Origin of the sequence: Arthrobacter liuii (assembly GCF_014639275.1) — a bacterium.
Taxonomy (GTDB): domain Bacteria; phylum Actinomycetota; class Actinomycetes; order Actinomycetales; family Micrococcaceae; genus Arthrobacter; species Arthrobacter liuii.
In genome coordinates, this window is the sequence record NZ_BMFW01000025.1 from 19,057 (window position 1) to 36,501 (window position 17,445).

Sequence of the window (17,445 nt, forward strand, 5' to 3'; positions counted from 1 at the left end):
AGGCGGCCGCCACCGCACCTTAACTGATAACCCAGACACTCCTGGACCTCGCCCAGAGCCTGAAGGCCCGCAGGAGCGGGCTGCTGCCAAAGTAGCCCCGGGAGCTGTTCTGCGCCTGCTTCTGCGGCGTCTCGTTCACCAGCTCGCCGCGCACCTTCAACCAAGTGTCCCTTGGCGTCCAGCTCCTCGCCTCCAAACGGCAGTTAGCCTGCTGGATGATCTCTTCCCAAGTAGCCAGGACAGGCTCCTTCACCTCCTGCCCGGGGCCGACCTCGGCGGCTGGATTCAGCAGCGCATCATCGCCGGAGGGCTGCAGCCGGGTTTCACCCCCGTCCTTGAGCGCATACTTGGCCAGCACAGCCCGGGAGGCCCAGGGCCACCTTCAAGTCGTTCACGCTGAGAACCGGAAGCAGGAGCTTGTCGACCGAGCGCTTCTCCAGATGCGTGTCGGTGTAGTCGTAAATCTGGGAGAGGAAGTCGAAGGCGCGGACGAAGGAGCCGAGTCCTTCCGGACCAGCTCCAGCTCGTCCTGGGGACATATGTCGCCGTCGGCCACGGCTTAGTTGTTGTAGCCGGTGTTAGAGCGGGACTTTGCCGGACTACCAGCTGGACAGCGTCATACGAGCAGTTCGACGTCTTCTGCGCGCGATTTCCCGTTCTCTTCCGTACTGTGCCGAAACTGGACCTGCATTCCCTCGACTAAGCTCGAGAAGTAGATTCCTCCGACAAGACCCGTCTTGTGAAAATAGATGCTCTCTTTTGAGCTTTCGTCTTCAATAAACCCGAAGCCACCCTTCAGCCGCCGAATGACCCCTCGTCGCCTGTCCGCAGAATCAGAGTCTGCGCGGGCGGAACTCTCGGCATCGACTGCATTGATGGATCTAACCAGCCTGCGTAGAGCGTACGAGTCGTGTGCAACCAGTTGTTTGAGGACTGCGTTCCTGAGGTACTGCCAACGGTCAGAGGCTTTTAATTGCCCCATGCGATCTGCAAGTTTGTCGTAAAACTCAGCAGCGGCATCCACTTCATTGCCTAGCCTTTCGGCCGTTGCGAGATACCTAACTGCGGCCGATGCGGCGTCACACGCGGCATCGCGAATCTTGGTATCGGCGATTCCTCGGTTGATTTCATCGGAGGCGAGCCCATAAGCGCAGATGGCGTCAAACGCTGCTTGGACAGGATTGCGGTCCTCGGCCAAGGCCGCTTCCGCGCGCCGGCAATAAGCGTCCGTGAGGGCGGTGACAGCGATCAGGCGGATTTGGCCTTCAGCCGATTTCACGGCATGTTCCAGAAAGTCGATGCCCTCGTCATATTGCTTCTGCCAGACCAAGGTGGAGCCTAGGCTGGCAGCGGTGTCCGGAATATGCAGGACATCGTGTGCGTGTCGCGCGTACGGCAGCGCGGCGTCACTGTCCTTCATATTCCTCGCGAGATGCCCTGCGAGAAAGTGTGAGACGATCGCCCGGTGTTCCGGCAATGACGTGAGGTCGTAGGCGGCGACGTAACTTTCACGTGCGGCTAATTTGTTGCCCGTCTTAGCATGAACGAAGCCTTCGACTCGATGAACTTCCCAAAATTCCGGATTGAGCCTCTTCGCTTCTTCGATCAATCTGAACGATTCATCGAATGATCCCTTCCGGGATTCGCTGAGGGCACGTCGTAGGAAGTGAGCAGACGGAGCATCGGTTTCCACGCGGACTCGGACCGTATTCGGGCCGAGTTTCCTGGTCGTCTCGTCATTTACCCGGACTTCTTCGTCTCGTAGGAATTTCGACTCATTTTGTTGTACCAGCCCCCTTACAGGGTGGTCGCGCGGGACCATCGAGCCGGCGAACCTTCGGGCCGTTTCAGTAAGTTCGATTAGCGTCACCATGGAGCTGTCGCCGACAACTTGGGACTTGACCAAGGAACCTCGAGAAAGCTCCTTGAGAGCTGTATTTACTCCGTCGACACTGAGCTCTAGCAGTAGTACGAGGTCGTCCGGGGTCACGGGACGTTTGAGGGCCTCCATCGCAATGAACGCGTTGACCGCACCGTCCGACAGGTTGTCGTACACGGAGCGAACGCAGTAGTCCAGCAACTGGTCTTGGTGTCGTATCGTATCCAACGGCTGATTTCCGGCCTCCGTTGCCAAAATGAACCACCTTATGGCCAAAGGAGAGCATCGAAGTTGACGGACGATGTTGACCCGAGCCTCAGAACTGATGTGAGACAAGGAACCGACACTACGGAATTTGATGAGTTGGTTGAGCAGGCGCAGAGCCGCTTGTTCAGAAAGCGGCCCGACTGGAACCCTTCGCTCCAGTTGCCCTATGCCTTCTCGGCTGGTAACCAAGTATGAAACTTGGTCCGGTAGTCCTTCGTAGAGTTTGATGAAATCATCGCCGCTTATCGTTTCTAAGTTGTCGATGACGATTAGCGGTGTGAAGCCCTCAAGAGTCGCGCTCAGCTCCGCAATCCCGCCGGCGAAGTCGTTCTTGACTGCCAAGCCCAGCTGCTCCGTGATACCCACCAGCGAGGCAGCGGCGTTGTTTAGGGTCTGCACTCCGGCCCCTGTTAGCCGCTCGGTTTTGAGCGATGCCCAAAGGATGAGATCAAAGGGCTCGTCGGGATCGTCGAGTAGACTGTACGCCACCTCGACTGCAAGCGCGGTCTTCCCGATTCCCCCCTCGCCACAAAGAGTAATTACTGAATCCCGTTTGCGCTTCAGGTCGCTGCAAATTTTGGTTACTTCAGCGTCCCTACCGAGGAGGCCCGTCTCGTCGTACTCAGACTGAGGAAGATTGTGACGAATCTTGTCCTCAAGCGGCTTGAGTGCGTCTGCCGGAAGCCATGATGCATCTGCCTTTATCGCATCAATGATGCGGGCGGTTCGCTTCCAGTATCGATGGCTGAACTTAACCAATGAGGAAAGTATTTGCTCGCGGTCGCCTGGAGCCAGCGGCCTACTGTGCATGACCCTATGCCGAATGGGAACGACGACTTCCAGCTCATTCGTTAACTCGCGGGTATCCCGGGCCACGTCGGACGGGAGGAGTCCCCGATGGGAGTTGAGGAGGTCATAGGCTGGGCGAAGATCGAGATATTCGACGAGTTCGTTGTCGTGTCCTGCGGGGTCTGCATCGCGTCTTGCCACAAGATCGGCGAGGGATGTGCCAAATATTTCGCTCTCTTCAAGATCGGGCACCACGTAACGTGTGAGCAGCTCCCTCACATCACGCTCAAATGCATCGACCAGAGCATATATTTGCTGCGAGCTCATTCAATACTCCTTCGGAGGCACTTTTGATCTGCCCCGCAGCTCTGCGGGGACAGGCCTATTGGAGGCCCGAGCCTACTTGTCTTTTACTTTGCTTTCGTCTTTCGTGTCAGTTCACGAAGAGTCTAAGCTGATTTTGTCAATCTGACTTGAGCCCACTTTCGTGGAAAATCGTAGCTTGGTCGGGACCCACCTTTAACTAGGCTGCGGAGGCGATGGCAGCCTGGTTGGAGTCCAATCAGGCAGTCGCACTGGTGGATTTGGGGTTGAGTATGATCCGTGCTGCCGTTAGGTGCTAAGGGTGTCTACACTGAGAACGAGGCGGTGCTCTTACCTCTTGTTCTGCCGCAGGAGCAGCCTGACCTCGCGTTCCTAGCATTCCTCCAGTACCGTAATTTCAATCGAACAGCTTTCGCCGTCCTTCTTGAAAACCGAATTATCCTGTCTGAGCCCACGGGATTTTCGGAAGAAAAACGGCTCCGCTGTCATACCGTTCGACTCAAGCAAGGGCCTTGAATTCTCTGATTCCTTACCTAGTCCGTCTTTTGGAGCGAATCCGGAAATGTCGATCGCCGCAGACCGGCTTTGGAATATTGCGATTCCTCCTAAGGGATGGCCTCTGGCTGTCGCCGTTCGGGACAAGATCATGATTGCCCTTCCAGCAGGCAGGACAAGCTTGAGGCGTCGATTGCATCCTTCCGGCTCAATTTTGGGGATGGACGTGGCTGGCGAAGCGGTAGACGCCGTCGTTCATTCTGAAGGGAGCGACTATCTGCACCGCCAGTTCCTCATGTTGAGGAGGTCTGCTGGAACGAGCCGGACTGAAAAGCCGAATGTTTCCCTGGAACCCGCTTCAGATCAAATCGTCTGCGGTGGGGTTCTCTTTGTCTGGAATAGGCTCAAGTTGCGCGGAAGCTCACATCGCGCCTAGTGATCTCCATCGATTTCAGGTAACGTCCGCTTCGGTGACAGGCATAAAGGGGGGCAAGGCACTACGATTTCGCCAACTAGCACGGGCAGGTCTGAAGAATGATTGAGAGCATTGCTCGCGGAATCTCGCGGTCGGCAGCTTGGCGGTTACCGCCAACCAGGTCGCGGTCTCACACCCTTCTTCTCCTCCTCGTCTCGCATGCAGTAGATGTACATCTGTTGCTAGCAGATGTACATTTATTTCATGGCGACCATCAACATCACTGACGCGCGCTCACACCTACCGGAGCTCATCGAGAAAGCTGGCTCTGAGCCGGTATTCATTGAACGCCGCGGGCATAGGGCAGCCGTGCTCGTATCGCCAGAGCGCTACGAGCAGATGGTTGAAGCCCTGGAAGAAGTCGAGGACATTGCGGCGTTCGATGCAGCAATGGCGGAAGAAGGCGATAACATTCCCTGGGTACAAGTGAAGGCGGACCTGGGCTGGGCATGAGTCCATACCGGATTGAGCTAAGACCTGCGGCCATCCGCGCACTCAAGAAAATTCATCCCGAGGACAAAGAGCGCATTCAAGGTGCTATTGCGCTCCTGGGCCAAGACCCACGGCCGCCCAAAGCAATTGCCTTGAGCGGCCGTCCAGGTTATCGGGTCCGTGTGGGTGACTACCGGATCATCTACACCATCCAGGACGACGTTCTCTTGGTAGTGGTCGTCAACCTAGGGCATCGCCGGGACATTTACCAGAAGTGAGGGCCGTCAACCGCAGGCAAACGTCGCTACGTGGTAGCTCGGCGACTGATGCGTGCGCGCTTAGTGTCGATGTGATGGACCAGGACGTTCCGGGACCAGCCGTGTTCGACGGCGGCCGCCGCGTACCAGAGGCGGCTTTCCTTATCGCTGAGCTTCTGAAGCAGCGCGAGCCGGTGGTACCAGGGCAATTGTGCAAGCGGCGCTTGCACAATTGCCTCGGCTGGCCAAGCCTCAGCGAAGGCGCGCATGTACTTGAGATTGCGGGGCGAGAATCCGGTGGCTGCGTGGAACCGGGCCTTCAGATCCGCGGACAACCGATCGATGACTTTTGCCCCCAGCCCTGACGGCTTGTCTCCGCCCGGAATGCTGGAAGCAGCTCGGATCCAGAATCCGGAGTAGACGTCACAGTGCGTTGATTGTCCGCCCATCCGTTTACAGTTTGAACGTTCACACTCGAGCGAATTCTTTTGGGGGATCCTTTGACGATTAACAGCCAGCCCGCTTTTGGGCAAGTTCCTTCTTCGACCGGTTACGCACGCAGCGGTGCTGGGAACCAGATTTACCAGTTTCGCGGCGGTGCCGCCTCGTGGTTAGGCACTCAGCTGCTGGGTGCCGTCATCGTAATCTGTACCCTTGGCATCTGCTATCCATTCGCCGTTGTGCTGGTGGAGCGGTGGAGGGCCGAGAACACCTATCTCAGCGGCCGACAGCTCCGTTTCATTGGAACGGGATGGGGGATCTTTGGCCTCTGGATCAAATGGCTGCTCCTGAGCATCATCACACTAGGCATCTACACCTTCTGGGTCTACCCAAGGCTGATGCAGTGGAAAGTTGAAAACACCGTCTATGCGTAAACACGAGGCCCTGCACCGAGATTCAGCAGGTCGCGTGCCGGCATCAGGCTTCGGGAGGAGTGCAGGTATGCCCGTCGGCGTCCATTGGGGATCCGCAGAGCGGGCATATGGGACGCCCTGCGCCCACCACCTCACGTGTGCGCTTGGTGAATGCGCGGGCGGTACCCACTGGCATCCGCACAAGCAGCATTTCGGGCACTTCGACGCCGTCCTGGTCAAGTGATTCGTCGTCGTTTCCATCTTCGACGTCGGTGACCGGGTATGCCTCTATGACCACCTGCGCCGTCGTTGGGTCCCAACCCAAGCTCACGGCACCGGTTCGAAACTGCTCCTGAACGGCCTCGAGCTGATCGTTGTCGACCAATTCAATGGGAGTACCCGTGGGAACGCTGAAGGGGTTGCCCTCGAGGGCGAGGAGTTGGTCCAGGATGTCGTCAATTTTCTCGGCGAGCAGGGCCGACTGTTGCTTCTCAAGGGCGATACTCACGATTTGGCTACCTGCGCGTACCTGCAGGTAGAACGTACGCGCCCCCGGAACGCCAATGGTGCCGATGACGACCCGATCGGGCCAGGAAAACTCATGAACACGTGTAGGCATGCCAGTATCTTAGGCGACATGAGGTTCACGGCTCTGCCGGCGACGCACCGCAACGCAGCGGCACATCGCCAGAGTGGGCTTCAGCCGGGGCCTGCCGTTGGGCTTTGGAGAGGGACACCAACAACGTCAGGACAGTGCCCATCCAGGCAAGCCCGGTGAGGAACACCAAGCCGATCGCCACTAAGGGATGCATGGCGAAAGTCTAGGACGGTGGAGCTGGAAGACCCAGGCGCAACTCCGCACCGGAGCCGGAATTTCGCACAGGCAGGAATCAGCAGGAGGGGCAAATGCCTGGGGGCACGGAAGAGGCGCGCCCCGTTCGCTGAGCGCGCTTTTCGTCATTCTGCAGCCGCTTGCCCTGCGGCGGTACGGCGACGCCCTGACATGGCCCAGCGGGCCGGCAGGCCGGTGGCCGGCGGCGGACTGTTCGGCATCCGCGGTCTCAGACGGATACCGGCGCCGCCGGCCTTACCCACCACGGTAGGGCTGTTTCCTGAACGCTAGCCCACGTTAATCCACAGGTTTCGCGCAAGAGTGGTGACAATGGGACCCGCGAACATCCCTTAACCAACTCGGAGCGGGATCGGGGGAGTGGTGACTGGGCCGCCACATTGTTCAGACCCGCCGACCCTGGTCCAGGTAAGGTCTTTTTCCTGTTCGGTAAGCACAGCCCCCCAACTGCCAGGGCACGGACCGTAACGTGCGCCGGCAGCCCGCGCTGGGAGATGCTGAATGCCCAAGTATCGGCGTCGGTCCTTGTCCCAAGGAAGGCAGCCGCGGGAGTGGTGGAAGCGGCATGGTTTGGGGCCGTGGTGCCTGGATAAGTTGGCTGCACCGACTTCACGGGCACGGCCGGCCCGTGGTCGGGTTGCCGCTCCGAGCAGCCTTGGTCGCTGCACAGTTGCACCTCGTCAACAGCGGCGGCGTTTCCCTCGACATTGACGGTAATGATGGCGGCGTATCCGGAGGCCGGGCATACCACGCTGCAGCCGGTGGTTGGCAGCCCGCATGCCAGCAACAGCGCACTCCCCGCGATCACCCGACCCATGTGCATGAGGGAATTCTAGGTGGACGGCGAACCCGGTGGCCTACCGGCTGCGGCAACGGTATGGCGACAAATATGCCGGCGCGCAACGGCACCATCCCAGCGCCTGCATAATGGCCCAATGGTGCTCCTTGCAGCGGGAAATTCCAGGGCACAACCCCGACTGGTCAGGTTGCAGGCAGCCCTGGGCTGCATTCTGTCCTTGGCTTCGTCCGCCTGCGCGGGGCCGCCCTCGACGGCGGAGCCTCCTTGTTTCCCACCTGACTATGCGGTGAGCCCTTCGCAGGCGAAAGCCGGCGAGGTCGTCCTTGTACAGGCCGGGGATGCCCACTGCAACCCCCGCTACGGCGAAAACGCCCTCGTCCAGGTCACACTTACCGACGCAACCGGGTCGATAGTCATGACCGAAACTGCCCCCATGACTGACGCGGGCGGCTTCACCTTCCGGTTCGAGGTCCCGACGCAGGCCGCTCCTGGGGAAGCCTCCGTCAAGGCTGTCCCGTACGCTTTGGATTGGTGCGATGACACGGGACGGAACAACAGGGCGGCACATCCAACCGCAACTGTTACCAGAACTTCATGCGCAGCAAGGATGAAGCCGCTGACTATTCTCCCCTGAAAACCGGTTCTGCACGCCGTGCAAGCGCGGGCCGGGTGATAGTGAGGCGCAGACTCTATGCCCGTTCCGGGAGGCCGCCTACTATGACCAGCATGAGGGAGTGGGGCGCCAAGCATCCCGGCCTCAAGGCCACGCTGGTGGGCGCGGCCGTTGGTGCCATAATCCTGGTTGCCAGTCTGATCACTGGAGGCGGGCTCGACGACGCCCTGGCGAACGCAATCTTTTACGGCCTCCTCCTCGGTGGCGGCCTCTTCTTCGTGTCACAGGGGTTCCGTGAGACCGCTGCCCCGCTCGAGGGGAACGGCCAGGCACTCATGTTCCTGCGGTATCCGGGAGCCCCGCCCGGTTCCTTGAGGTGGACGTGGGAGACGGGCATCGCCAGCACTGCCGCAGGGTGGATCAACTTCCAGCCCGCCGTACACGACACCCTGGCGCCCACCGGCCGGAGCAAGGCCCTCACGGGTCTGCGCGTCGTGTCCCCTCCGCGGCGGCCGCAACACAAAGACACCCAGCAGGGACTGCCACCGGGTTTCCGGATCATGAACCTCGACTCGGACGGTGGAGCCATCGAGATAGCGGCCAGCCCCGCCACACTGCGGAAGATCCAGGACGCCGCCGGATCTGCAGGTCCCTGATCCGTCATTGTCTACGGCGGCGCTCCACGCCGTCCCCGTCGGGACAGGCTCGTCGGACATCGACCATGTGCTGATCCAGCCTGGCGGGGTCTTCCCCGTCAACACGAAAAACCACTCGGCCCAGCCTGTCCGGGTGGCTGGCCGGACGCTCATGGTTGCCGGGAGAAAGACCCGGCACCTCTCTAAGGCGGCGCGTGAAGAGGCACGCGCCTCAAAGCTGCTCACTGCCGGGGGTGGGCTTCCCGGTGACGGTGGCTGGCGTCGTCGTCATTGTTGAACCGAAGTGCCTGACCATAAAAGCCAGGCACGACGGCGGCGCGCGGCGTGGGCGCTGGGCGTTCCGGCCGTGGTCCTCGTGAGCCTGACGAACGGGGCACACTGGGCAGCCGCCATCCTGCACGGGCTCGGTGGCCGCTGAAGCTGCCCGTGGCGGGACATTCGGCTCTGGTGCTGGCCAGACGCGACCCCAAGACTGGGCTGATGCGATCCACCGGACGCGTGATCATGGTGACCCTAACCGCGGCCGCGGCTCTCACGTACATCCGCTATGTCCGCCCGTGGCAGCTGACCTGGGGTGCGCTGCCCGAAGAGGTCTCCCGGCGGCTTCCCGGCGACGACCTTGTGCCCAACCCCACCTTCAATGCCACGAGGGCGATCACCATCGCCGCACCGCCGGAGAGGATCTGGCCTTGGCTGGTCCAGGCAGGACTTACCCGCGGCGGCTGGTACAGCTACGACATCCTCGATAACCTCGGGCGGCCAAGCGCACGGCGCATCATTCCGGAACTGCAGAACCTGGGGGTGGGCGACATCGTGCCGATGAGTCCGGACGGCAAACACGGACTCCCGGTCCACGCGATGGAACCGCCCACGTCCATGGTCTGGGGCACACCGGGGGATACCAGCTGGACGTGGCAACTCGACCCGGTTGCGGGGAATTCAACGCGGCTCATCAGCCGCGTCCGCTTCCGTTACCGGTGGAGCCCGCCGGCACTTGCCTCCTCTGTGCTCGTGGAATTCGGTGACATCTGGATGATGCGCAGGATGCTTTTCAATATCCGCGAGCGTGCCGAAACGGTCCCCCTGCAGCCGGGGCCTGGCCGGCCGCCGGCATGGTGAGGCAGCGGAGAAGGAGCCGCTGCCTCACCGGTCTGTGCGGGTCGGTTTGTGCCCGGCCGTCACCCGCTACCTGTCGTGGTGGTAGTGGCCGTCATGGTCCCAGTGGCCATGGCGGTCGTGGTCGCAACCATCCCCGCCGTGCCACCTGCCGTTGTAGTCATCGTCTCCGCGCCAGTTGTTGTTGTCGTCTCGCCATCCATGGTGGTCGTGCTTGTTGTGGAAGCGGCCGTATCCATCCCAATATCCGTTGCGTGAATCGTGCTCCCAGCTGCCGTGGTCGTGGTCGGAGTGGCTGCTGTTGCTGCTGTGAAGGACTTTGCTTTGACCGTCGTCGGCCGATGCCGCTCCTGCCGTGAGTGCGGTACCGCCCAGCGCCAAAGTACTGACAAGCAGGGACAATCCGAATTTGCGAGGTATTTTGTTCATGAGTGATTCCAACTGGGTGACTTTGGATCTTTGTTGTACAGGCGCGGGCAAAGGGGGAAAATCCGCGAACGGAATTGACGTCGCGCGAATGTCCTCGCCGTAATTAACCTGTGCAGATTGGGGTCCGTCCGTGCCTCTCCGGGCACCAATGGTGGCCGCCGGTTGGCTTCTTGCGGACGCCTTCCCTGAAGCGCTGCCCGACCAGGAGTCTGTGTTGCCTGGTTTTCAGTGGGGCCCAGCATTGTCCCTTGGTCCCGGTACCTGTCCGGACTGGCTGGTACCGGCTAAGAAAGCGGATCATTTGCGGCCTTATTCATGACCATGATGCGCTTGGTTAAACGATAATCACCGGCCGTTCAAGATGAAAGAGAGTTGAGGCATCACGAGTCAATACACCTCCGCAATTTCCGGTGAATGTAACTCCCTAATGGCACCCCTCTTGGGAAGTTAGGGGAATGGAACTCCCAATGAGGATTGCGGTGAGCCGCTGGCTGCGCTATGCCTCTTCGCCTTTCGCGTAAAGGACCATGAGGTCGCGGCTGAACTCGTGCGGGGATGTTTCGCAGGGACTGTGGCCACCCCTGTAGACCCCGATCCGGGCACGGATGGCCTGGGCGAACAGCCGGTGCAACTGGAGCGGCCACAGGTCATGCTCCCCAACGGCCACGAACTTGGGAAGCGGGGCCTCGGCGAGCTTTTGCCGAAGATCGGGAACGTTCTGCATGAGGGTGTAGATATCCCGGACGGAAGCCCGGCGGGTGAAACGGAAACGGTAATTGACGAACCGCTGCCTGCCCGGCGGTACATGCACCACCCTGCCACTGCGGATTCCCCAAATCAGGAGGGCAGCGCCGGCCCTGCCGTTCACCCACGTGCTGAAGCGGCCAATGCGGTTCACGCCCCTGAAACCCTGGCCGGGCTCCGGCGGGCAACCCAACAGGGTGAGGGACCTGAAGGTCCCGGGCCGCTCCACGTAGGCAAGCTGGGCGACGATGCCGGCGAAGGAATACGCCACCACGTGGACAGGGGTGGGTGCGGTTTCCATGACCGCCAGGAAGTCATCCACGAAAAGCCGGTAGTCATAGTGCTTCCTGGGTGGCACCAGGTTTTCCGGGCCCGCACCTGCTGACTGGTACTGGCCGGCCAGGTCGTACGTGAGCGCGAGGTAGCCGGCGTCGGCGAGATCGGGCATCATGAGGGAAAAATCCTCTTTGGACCCCGTGGCGCCGGGTACCAACAGGACGCAGGGATCATTGGGATTGCCCAACGCCATGGCTGCGAGCTTGCCGCTGGGAGCATCGATGGTGAAGTGCACCGCACCCGGCGGCGGGACCGACCAGTCAACGTCCCCCAACTCCGCATCCAGCAGGGCGGCCGCATCCATCCGGGCAGAACCAAAGTCCTCAGGGTCAACCCCGTACTCTTTCCGGCCCGTCTCTGCCATGGTCCCAAGATAGTCCAGGGATCCTACGCCTGGCCGCCCTCGAGTATCCGCCGCGCATCATCTTGGGCCTGAAGTGCCAGATCGCTGAGAACCTCACCCCTCATATGGCCGAAGGCGGAGATGATGCTCCGGAGTTCCGATACGCTGCGCGGCTGCGTCACCCCGTGGGCCACAGCATGGCAGTTGTGGCACAGCGGAATGAGGTCGGCTATGGGGTCGAGCTGATATGCGCTGTCAAGCATCGCCGGCGGCACTACGTGGTGCACAGCCACCGCTCCTGCGCCACTACCGCCATAGGTGGACTCGAAGGAGAAGCCGCAGGCGGCGCACGACGTGCCATGGAAGGCCAGGCAGGCGCGCCGCGCGTCAGGGTCCCGCTCGTAGCGGTTCACCTGGACATTGCTGACCGCGCCCGGCGGCAAGGTTCCGGCGGCCACCTCGGCGGGATCCGCCGTCGTGGGCCCGTAATCCCGCCACAGCCGGCGCAGGACAGGCTCGGACGACGGCGGCATGGCCACCAGTGACGGGCCGGTGGCCCCTGCCCAACGGATGCCCGGGATGGCGTGGCCAAGGGTGCTGGGACGCAGGTGTTCACCCAACGGGAGAAGGGCGTCGAAAGCTACCGCGATGAACCAATCGGTGGCGTCGGGATCTGCTTCTGCGGCAGCCTGGTAGGGCTCCGACGCCACGAACCCGTGCCCGATCAGGCCGCTGCCTATGTCGTTGCCGCCCTGCAGCAAAACCCAGGCCTCCGTCCCCGGCCGGATGTCAGCGCAGAAACCAAGGCGCCAGCGCTCAAAGACCGTGCCCGACTCCGCAACGTGCTCGACGGCGGCACGGTAGTCCCAGCGGCGCAAGGTGTTTGCATCACACCGGAGAATTACCGCAGCCACTGCAGACCAAACCCCACCATTCGCCGTCGACCCCAAACCCGTGCAGGGTACTGTCCTCATCCGAGGTTCCATTCTCGCCCAAGTTGCCGCCGTCGTCCACGAAGGCCATCTCCTCCCCGGTGCCGGCTTCAGCGCCGCAGATGGCATCGCTGCTTGCACCGCTTCACCTGCCGTGCCGGGAAATGAGGACGGGCCCGTGGGCATGGTGCAGGACCGCATGGGCTGTGGAACCGATGGTTTCCCTGAGGATGCCGCGGCCTTGGGAACCCATCACCACTATCCGGGCGTTTTCGGCGGCTTGGAGGATGGCGTGCGGGATGGAACTGTCCGTGAGCAGCCTGCCGTCAACGGAAAGTGCAGGAGCCAGTGCGCCCGCGCGGCGCACGGCTTCCGTGAGGACTTTTTGGGCGCCGGCCGCGGCGTCCTGCCCTGCCGGCTGCCGGTAGCCCGGCGGCTGGTGGCGGACGTGGACCACCGTGAGGCGCGCGTTCGACGCCGTTGCCAGGACGCACGCATCTCCCAGCGCCGAGGGAGAACCTGAGGCGTCGACGGCGGCGACGATGGGCCCGTCCGGGTGGAGGTTGTGCCGGATCACGGCGACAGGGCAGCTGGCAGTCGCCGCCAGTTCCAGGCTCACGGATCCCACCAGGAGGCCAAGGAAGCCGCCCAGGCCGCGGCTGCCGACAACCAGCATCTTTTCACCGGCGGAGATCCCGGCCAGATGCTGTGCCGGCAGTCCGTGGAGCAGCGTACTCCCCACCTCCAGCCCCTGTACCTCCGCTGCCGCGTGCGCCACGCCCTCATCAAGGATGGACTGCGCCGACTGCTCCAGCCCGCTGCCTGACACGCCGGGAACCGGACCCAGGTGCCTGGTCAGCAGTGGCCACAGCGAACAATGCACCACAAGCAGGGGGCAGGCCGTGGCCCGGGCATGCCGCGCTGCCCAGCGGACGGCGGCCGCGGCCTCATCCGAACCGTCGTAGCCGACAACAATGGACCTTAAATCCTGTGCCACGTGAACGCGCTCCTTGACCGGACCGACCTTCACCAGCGGGACCTTCGGCCCCTTGGCGGGCCCGCTTCCTGGTTCCATCCTGATTCTAGGCAGTGGGGAGGGATATGGGCAGCGTGCTGAGTCGGAGTGCCGTGATCGTGCTCGCCCTGGTTGCCCTTCTACTGGGGGTCGCAGCACCAGGCACTGCTGTGCCGCCGGCTGCCGTCATCGTGGAGGACACCGCAGGTGTGCTTGACCAAAACACGCTGATACCCGCCGTCGAACGCATCCAGTTCTATGAGCCCACCCGCGTTGCCCTTTTCACGTACAACGGAAAGGCTGAGGACAACCTCAATGAGGAGGTCCTGAAGTTCGCCCGGTCCAAGCACCCCGAGTGGATCAGTGCAGATGGGCAAAAGTGGGCCGACGGGTTGTTCATTTTCGCGCTAGACCCGGTGGGACGCCACGCGGGCACGTATATGGGCGAGGACCGGAAGGTGTCCCTGGAGCAACGCAGCGACATTCAGGACGCCTCCAAGGAACTCTTCCGTGACGCACAGTGGACCGACGGCACGGTGGCCGGCATTCACCGGGCCGCAGAGCTCATCAACCAGCCCTGGTACAGGTCCGCTGCTTTCCTGATCACGGCCTGGGTCGGCGGGGCAATCGCGGCTGCGGGCGCGGCCGCATGGCTCATTGCCCGTGCCGTGACCACGAACGCATGCCGCAAGCAGATCCAACGCGGGGACCGCAGCTACTCCAACGTCAGCATGGAGTTGGACGTCATGGAACTGAACGCCGGCACCATCCCCGAATCATCCCGCTATGGCAGCCAGGTCCTGGAGAAACACCGCACGTTCCTGAGCCGCTACGCCGCTGCCACAGAGCTGTCCAACCGGGTGCACGCGTTGGGCAAACGGGCACTGAGCAGCAGGAAGAACCTCAAGCTCGCGCGGCAGTACGCGGACAGTGCGGCCGAGTTGGACGCCCTCGACGACGTCATCGCCGACAGCAACGCTTTACTGAACCGCGCGGACACCTGGCCCACGGCCTGGGACCGGCAGCTCGCGCCCTTCCGCCAGGATCTGGCCGGGCTGGAGCAGCTTCTGAGCAAACGCCACGGGCAGGGGGACTCCGCCACCGCCACGGCACTGCGGTCCTTCCGGGATGAAAGCCTGCGCGGGATCGAGCGGTGGACGGCAGAATTGGGCGAGGGACGCATCACGCCGGAACAGGCGCTGGACAGGCTCTATGAGTCGCGCTCGCGGCTTTCGGAGCTCCTGGAGAACCACGCGGAAACCGTCATCCAGGGGTTTGCCAGGAATGACCGCGAGGCGCGCCTGATGCGCGAGCAGATGGAGACGGCACACGGGGGCATGGACCATCGCAGGCAGCGGACCTACGAACCGAGCATCCTGGGCACGGTGTATCCGTCGTACCAGTTCTTCTCCGTCGCCACCTTCAGCTCCGGTTTCAACACCGGTGTCAGCAGCGTCAACTCCGCAAGGGGTGGCGGGAGCACCACCGGCTATGGGAGCAGCGGCGGAAGCTTCTCCGGCTCCGGCAGTTCCTCAGGTTTCTAGTGCCCATTGCCTCTCAAAGGCACCATCGTGGGACAAGCAGTCAGGCGACGCCGAGGGAACCGAGCCTGCGCGCTCCGCGCCGAATGGCGTAGCGCGGGTGCGGCGTGGAGGCAAGGTGAATGCTTGGCGGCGGCGGTGCCACGTCCCGGATCAGACCGGTTCCCGCGCATTCGCGTACCTCTTCGATCGCCGCGGCCGCCGCCTGTTTGTCGGTGAACTGTCCGGAAACCGCCAGTACGTGCCCGTCGGGCATTACAAGCCGGAACCGGATCTGCGATTCTTCATCAACAAACAGTTCGAACGTACCTGACATAAGCCTTGTTCTCCTCAAAGGTCCTGCCTCCGTCGACGTTGACGAGGGCGGTTGGCTGGCCCACTTCCGGGCCAGCAATCCGGGGACGCACAACCCCAGCCACGGTGCATCTTCCGGCCTTAACCACCCTCTCAAAGGACCCCGCCCGGCTTTTAGGGACCAAAGACCCTGATCACATGGCCCGGGCAGGCTAAGTGACCATGCGGGACAAACGGATCAGCGCGATTCCCGTGGCGATGAACCACACCCACAGCAGGATCCCGTAGCCCCAATAGAAGTCGGGGGCCACGTGGCGGAGGACCTCGCTGACCACCCCCAAGGCTCCCGTGCCAATGCCAAGCCACGCCAGGTACCGCGGGTGAGGAGCTGTCCGGGCTTTCAGCATGGCCAATCCCATGAGCAGGATTCCGAGCGCTGACAAGGCGCCGACGACGGCAGGAGTGTTGTTCTCGGCAATGATGGCTTCAGCGGCGGCGGCGTAGGCACTGCGTTCTTCGTCGGTCCCGGCAGCCATGAAGCGGTCGCTCAGGTACACCAGGTTAAGCGAGCCCCTGCTGCTGACAGGCACCGCAAGCAGCAGTGCCCATGGAAGGGCCCCGAAGACCAGCGCTATCAGGGGCAGGCTCCTCCGAAATTCCGAGAGAGCCACGAACAGGGCTGCAAAAACAAGCACCGGCAGGACATTCGGCAGGATCCACAGGACCTGCTCGGCCACATAGTTCGGCTTGTTGGCGGCAATGAACTCGAGGGTCGCGGCTCCGCCGTGCACCGGCGGAGGAGCGATGAAGTCGAGTACCAAGGCAGCCACCAACAGGAGCACAAACAGGATCGACGACAACCCGGCGACGAGATAGAGGAGCTTCCAGCCGCCCTGGTCGGCAATTCCGGGCTTCATATGCCGGCTTCAGACGGCCGCCTCAGGCCACCGGCCAGATGACCCTGGTCTGCCACGTTGCCGGATCCGGCTGCTTTTCCGGATCGCTCAGGTAGTACTCCCACATGGTGTCCGCGGGGGCGGCGCCCTCCGCTTCCATGCTTTCCCTGATGGCGTTGTAGGTGGTGCCCAGGGTGTCATAAGGGCCGGTGTGGATCGCTTCGAAGGCATCCGTGTCAGGAAGCGCGCCGCCGGCCACTTCGCCTGTTCCCTGGAAGTTCCCGACGATGGGGAACCCGGCTTCGACGTCCACCGTTTCGCCCGGCATGCCAAAGTAACGCGCGAAGGGCGGCCCGGCCGGGCTGGCGCCCTGCAGCTGGACCGCTGCCATGACGGCGCCGAAGGCGCGGCCGAAGAAGCTTGTCAGCGCGTCCATGGGTACGCGCTCGCGGACCACGGCGACGGGTTGTTCGGAAAGGTGGATCTTTCGTGGCTGCTGCCCATTTTCATTCATGGCATCAGCCTCGCCATTCCGCCATCTGGATGAAAGGGCCATAGGACTCTAAGGGGCCCCGTGGTCAGCCCGCAGCGCCATACGCCTCCAGCATCCAGGCACGAACCTCGGCGTCGAGTTGGGAGCTGTCCGTGAGCTCCAGATGGCGCATCCAGATTCCAGCGGAGGGATGGGCGATCTCCTTGAACCGCGGCGAATCCAGCATCCGCGGCAGCGCGAGGGAGAGGACGAGCGGAACGGAGGATTTGACGTAGACCCCGGGCCGCCAGAGTCAGGCGGCCCCGCCTATTCCGTGCCGCTGCCCCTCGAGGCCACAAGACCGGCAGCCCACTCCGCTGCCCGCTCTGCCTCGCCGTCGACGAGCAGGTCACCCGGGTGCAGGGCGCCGGCATCGAAACCGTCAACCGGAACAGCAGCCGCGCCGCGCCCCAGCTTCGATGCCGCGGACTCGGCTATGGTCCTGGTGTTCCCATACGCGGTGTCGTAGAGGACGACGGCTTTCATGAGGAGCTCCCGGTCCGCGTGGGCATGTTGGGCCCTCAACCGTGCCGCCGGGCCCGGAACGGGGGCAGGGCCAAAGGTCGTGCGATGGGAA

21 protein-coding genes and 1 pseudogene are annotated in these 17,445 nt (G+C 62.4%); 8 read left to right on the plus strand and 14 right to left on the minus strand.

All coding sequences use genetic code 11. The features are described 5' to 3' along the window. Positions 1-19: 19 nt before the first annotated feature. Together IEW19_RS18115 and IEW19_RS18120 are read right to left on the minus strand one after the other, a co-directional pair. Positions 20-358: a hypothetical protein gene (locus tag IEW19_RS18115; RefSeq protein ID WP_188572981.1), complete on the minus strand. Its 339-nt coding sequence runs from the start codon at positions 356-358 to the stop codon at positions 20-22. Positions 359-616: 258 nt separating this feature from the next. Continuing rightward, positions 617-3,262 carry a cold shock domain-containing protein gene (locus tag IEW19_RS18120; RefSeq protein WP_188572982.1) on the minus strand — a complete coding sequence of 882 codons (2,646 nt, stop codon included), beginning with the start codon at positions 3,260-3,262 and terminating at the stop codon, positions 617-619. A 1,171-nt stretch (positions 3,263-4,433) separates the two neighbouring features. Here IEW19_RS18120 and IEW19_RS18125 point away from each other — a divergent pair. Then, on the plus strand, positions 4,434-4,682 hold the full coding sequence (locus tag IEW19_RS18125; protein ID WP_188572983.1) for a type II toxin-antitoxin system Phd/YefM family antitoxin: 249 nt from the start codon (positions 4,434-4,436) through the stop codon (positions 4,680-4,682). Further along, positions 4,679-4,939, plus strand: coding sequence for a type II toxin-antitoxin system RelE family toxin (locus tag IEW19_RS18130; protein ID WP_188572984.1), 261 nt, complete (start codon positions 4,679-4,681; stop codon positions 4,937-4,939). The genes IEW19_RS18125 and IEW19_RS18130 overlap by 4 nt, the downstream gene beginning before the upstream one ends. A 26-nt stretch (positions 4,940-4,965) precedes the next feature. Here IEW19_RS18130 and IEW19_RS18135 read toward each other — a convergent pair whose 3' ends face one another. Further along, positions 4,966-5,367, minus strand: coding sequence for a DUF1016 N-terminal domain-containing protein (locus tag IEW19_RS18135; RefSeq protein ID WP_188572985.1), 402 nt, complete (start codon positions 5,365-5,367; stop codon positions 4,966-4,968). A gap of 51 nt (positions 5,368-5,418) precedes the next feature. Between IEW19_RS18135 and IEW19_RS18140 the strand changes: the two genes are divergently transcribed. Continuing rightward, on the plus strand, positions 5,419-5,793 hold the full coding sequence (locus tag IEW19_RS18140; protein ID WP_229748568.1) for a YjgN family protein: 375 nt from the start codon (positions 5,419-5,421) through the stop codon (positions 5,791-5,793). Between the two features lie 43 nt (positions 5,794-5,836). Here IEW19_RS18140 and IEW19_RS18145 read toward each other — a convergent pair whose 3' ends face one another. Both IEW19_RS18145 and IEW19_RS18150 read right to left on the minus strand, forming a co-directional pair. Continuing rightward, entirely contained in the window at positions 5,837-6,391 is a 555-nt protein-coding gene (locus IEW19_RS18145) for a DUF3090 domain-containing protein (protein WP_188572986.1), read from the minus strand. A gap of 25 nt (positions 6,392-6,416) precedes the next feature. Beyond that, entirely contained in the window at positions 6,417-6,584 is a 168-nt protein-coding gene (locus tag IEW19_RS18150; RefSeq protein WP_188572987.1) for a hypothetical protein, read from the minus strand. 1,554 nt (positions 6,585-8,138) lie between these two features. Between IEW19_RS18150 and IEW19_RS18155 the strand changes: the two genes are divergently transcribed. From IEW19_RS18155 to IEW19_RS18165, 4 genes are all read left to right on the plus strand, one after another. Next, positions 8,139-8,690 carry a hypothetical protein gene (locus tag IEW19_RS18155; RefSeq protein ID WP_188572988.1) on the plus strand — a complete coding sequence of 184 codons (552 nt, stop codon included), beginning with the start codon at positions 8,139-8,141 and terminating at the stop codon, positions 8,688-8,690. 67 nt (positions 8,691-8,757) lie between these two features. Beyond that, entirely contained in the window at positions 8,758-8,967 is a 210-nt protein-coding gene (locus IEW19_RS24270; RefSeq protein WP_373283622.1) for a hypothetical protein, read from the plus strand. 6 nt (positions 8,968-8,973) lie between these two features. Next, a complete protein-coding gene (locus IEW19_RS23965; RefSeq protein ID WP_268236288.1) occupies positions 8,974-9,108 on the plus strand; it encodes a hypothetical protein in 135 nt (44 codons plus the stop codon). A gap of 62 nt (positions 9,109-9,170) precedes the next feature. Then, positions 9,171-9,809 (plus strand): SRPBCC family protein, encoded by a 639-nt coding sequence (locus IEW19_RS18165; protein WP_188572990.1) that lies wholly within the window; start codon positions 9,171-9,173, stop codon positions 9,807-9,809. Between the two features lie 66 nt (positions 9,810-9,875). On the opposite strand, the gene IEW19_RS18170 is transcribed toward IEW19_RS18165, so the two are convergent. From IEW19_RS18170 to IEW19_RS18185, 4 genes are all read right to left on the minus strand, one after another. After that, entirely contained in the window at positions 9,876-10,235 is a 360-nt protein-coding gene (locus IEW19_RS18170) for a hypothetical protein (RefSeq protein ID WP_188572991.1), read from the minus strand. Positions 10,236-10,731: 496 nt separating this feature from the next. Beyond that, on the minus strand, positions 10,732-11,679 hold the full coding sequence (locus tag IEW19_RS18175) for an alpha/beta fold hydrolase (protein ID WP_188572992.1): 948 nt from the start codon (positions 11,677-11,679) through the stop codon (positions 10,732-10,734). A 23-nt stretch (positions 11,680-11,702) separates the two neighbouring features. After that, a complete protein-coding gene (locus IEW19_RS18180; RefSeq protein WP_229748569.1) occupies positions 11,703-12,536 on the minus strand; it encodes an HNH endonuclease in 834 nt (277 codons plus the stop codon). Between the two features lie 199 nt (positions 12,537-12,735). After that, positions 12,736-13,665, minus strand: coding sequence for a universal stress protein (locus IEW19_RS18185; RefSeq protein WP_188572994.1), 930 nt, complete (start codon positions 13,663-13,665; stop codon positions 12,736-12,738). Between the two features lie 26 nt (positions 13,666-13,691). On the opposite strand from IEW19_RS18185, the gene IEW19_RS18190 reads away from it, so the two are divergent. After that, entirely contained in the window at positions 13,692-15,149 is a 1,458-nt protein-coding gene (locus IEW19_RS18190) for a DUF5129 domain-containing protein (RefSeq protein ID WP_188572995.1), read from the plus strand. A gap of 40 nt (positions 15,150-15,189) precedes the next feature. On the opposite strand, the gene IEW19_RS18195 is transcribed toward IEW19_RS18190, so the two are convergent. From IEW19_RS18195 to IEW19_RS18215, 5 genes and pseudogenes are all read right to left on the minus strand, one after another. Continuing rightward, positions 15,190-15,462 (minus strand): YegP family protein, encoded by a 273-nt coding sequence (locus tag IEW19_RS18195; protein ID WP_188572996.1) that lies wholly within the window; start codon positions 15,460-15,462, stop codon positions 15,190-15,192. 190 nt (positions 15,463-15,652) lie between these two features. Beyond that, positions 15,653-16,357, minus strand: coding sequence for a DUF4386 family protein (locus IEW19_RS18200; protein ID WP_188572997.1), 705 nt, complete (start codon positions 16,355-16,357; stop codon positions 15,653-15,655). A gap of 22 nt (positions 16,358-16,379) precedes the next feature. Beyond that, complete coding sequence (locus IEW19_RS18205; RefSeq protein ID WP_188572998.1) at positions 16,380-16,850, minus strand: GyrI-like domain-containing protein; 471 nt, start codon at positions 16,848-16,850, stop codon at positions 16,380-16,382. Between the two features lie 64 nt (positions 16,851-16,914). Further along, a pseudogene (locus IEW19_RS23655) lies at positions 16,915-17,070 on the minus strand (DUF5655 domain-containing protein); the annotation flags it as partial. A gap of 65 nt (positions 17,071-17,135) precedes the next feature. After that, positions 17,136-17,354 carry a flavodoxin family protein gene (locus IEW19_RS18215; protein ID WP_188572999.1) on the minus strand — a complete coding sequence of 73 codons (219 nt, stop codon included), beginning with the start codon at positions 17,352-17,354 and terminating at the stop codon, positions 17,136-17,138. Positions 17,355-17,445: the final 91 nt, after the last annotated feature.

Bases quoted from the DNA above. Each gene is read 5' to 3' on its own strand.
- IEW19_RS18120 (WP_188572982.1), bottom strand. From the start codon at position 3,262: ATGAGCTCGCAGCAAATATATGCTCTGGTCGATGCATTTGAGCGTGAT.
- IEW19_RS18125 (WP_188572983.1), top strand. From the start codon at position 4,434: ATGGCGACCATCAACATCACTGACGCGCGCTCACACCTACCGGAGCTC.
- IEW19_RS18130 (WP_188572984.1), top strand. From the start codon at position 4,679: ATGAGTCCATACCGGATTGAGCTAAGACCTGCGGCCATCCGCGCACTC.
- IEW19_RS18135 (WP_188572985.1), bottom strand. From the start codon at position 5,367: ATGGGCGGACAATCAACGCACTGTGACGTCTACTCCGGATTCTGGATC.
- IEW19_RS18145 (WP_188572986.1), bottom strand. From the start codon at position 6,391: ATGCCTACACGTGTTCATGAGTTTTCCTGGCCCGATCGGGTCGTCATC.
- IEW19_RS18150 (WP_188572987.1), bottom strand. From the start codon at position 6,584: ATGCATCCCTTAGTGGCGATCGGCTTGGTGTTCCTCACCGGGCTTGCC.
- IEW19_RS18155 (WP_188572988.1), top strand. From the start codon at position 8,139: ATGACCAGCATGAGGGAGTGGGGCGCCAAGCATCCCGGCCTCAAGGCC.
- IEW19_RS18165 (WP_188572990.1), top strand. From the start codon at position 9,171: ATGCGATCCACCGGACGCGTGATCATGGTGACCCTAACCGCGGCCGCG.
- IEW19_RS18170 (WP_188572991.1), bottom strand. From the start codon at position 10,235: ATGAACAAAATACCTCGCAAATTCGGATTGTCCCTGCTTGTCAGTACT.
- IEW19_RS18175 (WP_188572992.1), bottom strand. From the start codon at position 11,679: ATGGCAGAGACGGGCCGGAAAGAGTACGGGGTTGACCCTGAGGACTTT.
- IEW19_RS18185 (WP_188572994.1), bottom strand. From the start codon at position 13,665: ATGGAACCAGGAAGCGGGCCCGCCAAGGGGCCGAAGGTCCCGCTGGTG.
- IEW19_RS18190 (WP_188572995.1), top strand. From the start codon at position 13,692: ATGGGCAGCGTGCTGAGTCGGAGTGCCGTGATCGTGCTCGCCCTGGTT.
- IEW19_RS18195 (WP_188572996.1), bottom strand. From the start codon at position 15,462: ATGTCAGGTACGTTCGAACTGTTTGTTGATGAAGAATCGCAGATCCGG.
- IEW19_RS18200 (WP_188572997.1), bottom strand. From the start codon at position 16,357: ATGAAGCCCGGAATTGCCGACCAGGGCGGCTGGAAGCTCCTCTATCTC.
- IEW19_RS18205 (WP_188572998.1), bottom strand. From the start codon at position 16,850: ATGAATGAAAATGGGCAGCAGCCACGAAAGATCCACCTTTCCGAACAA.
- IEW19_RS18215 (WP_188572999.1), bottom strand. From the start codon at position 17,354: ATGAAAGCCGTCGTCCTCTACGACACCGCGTATGGGAACACCAGGACC.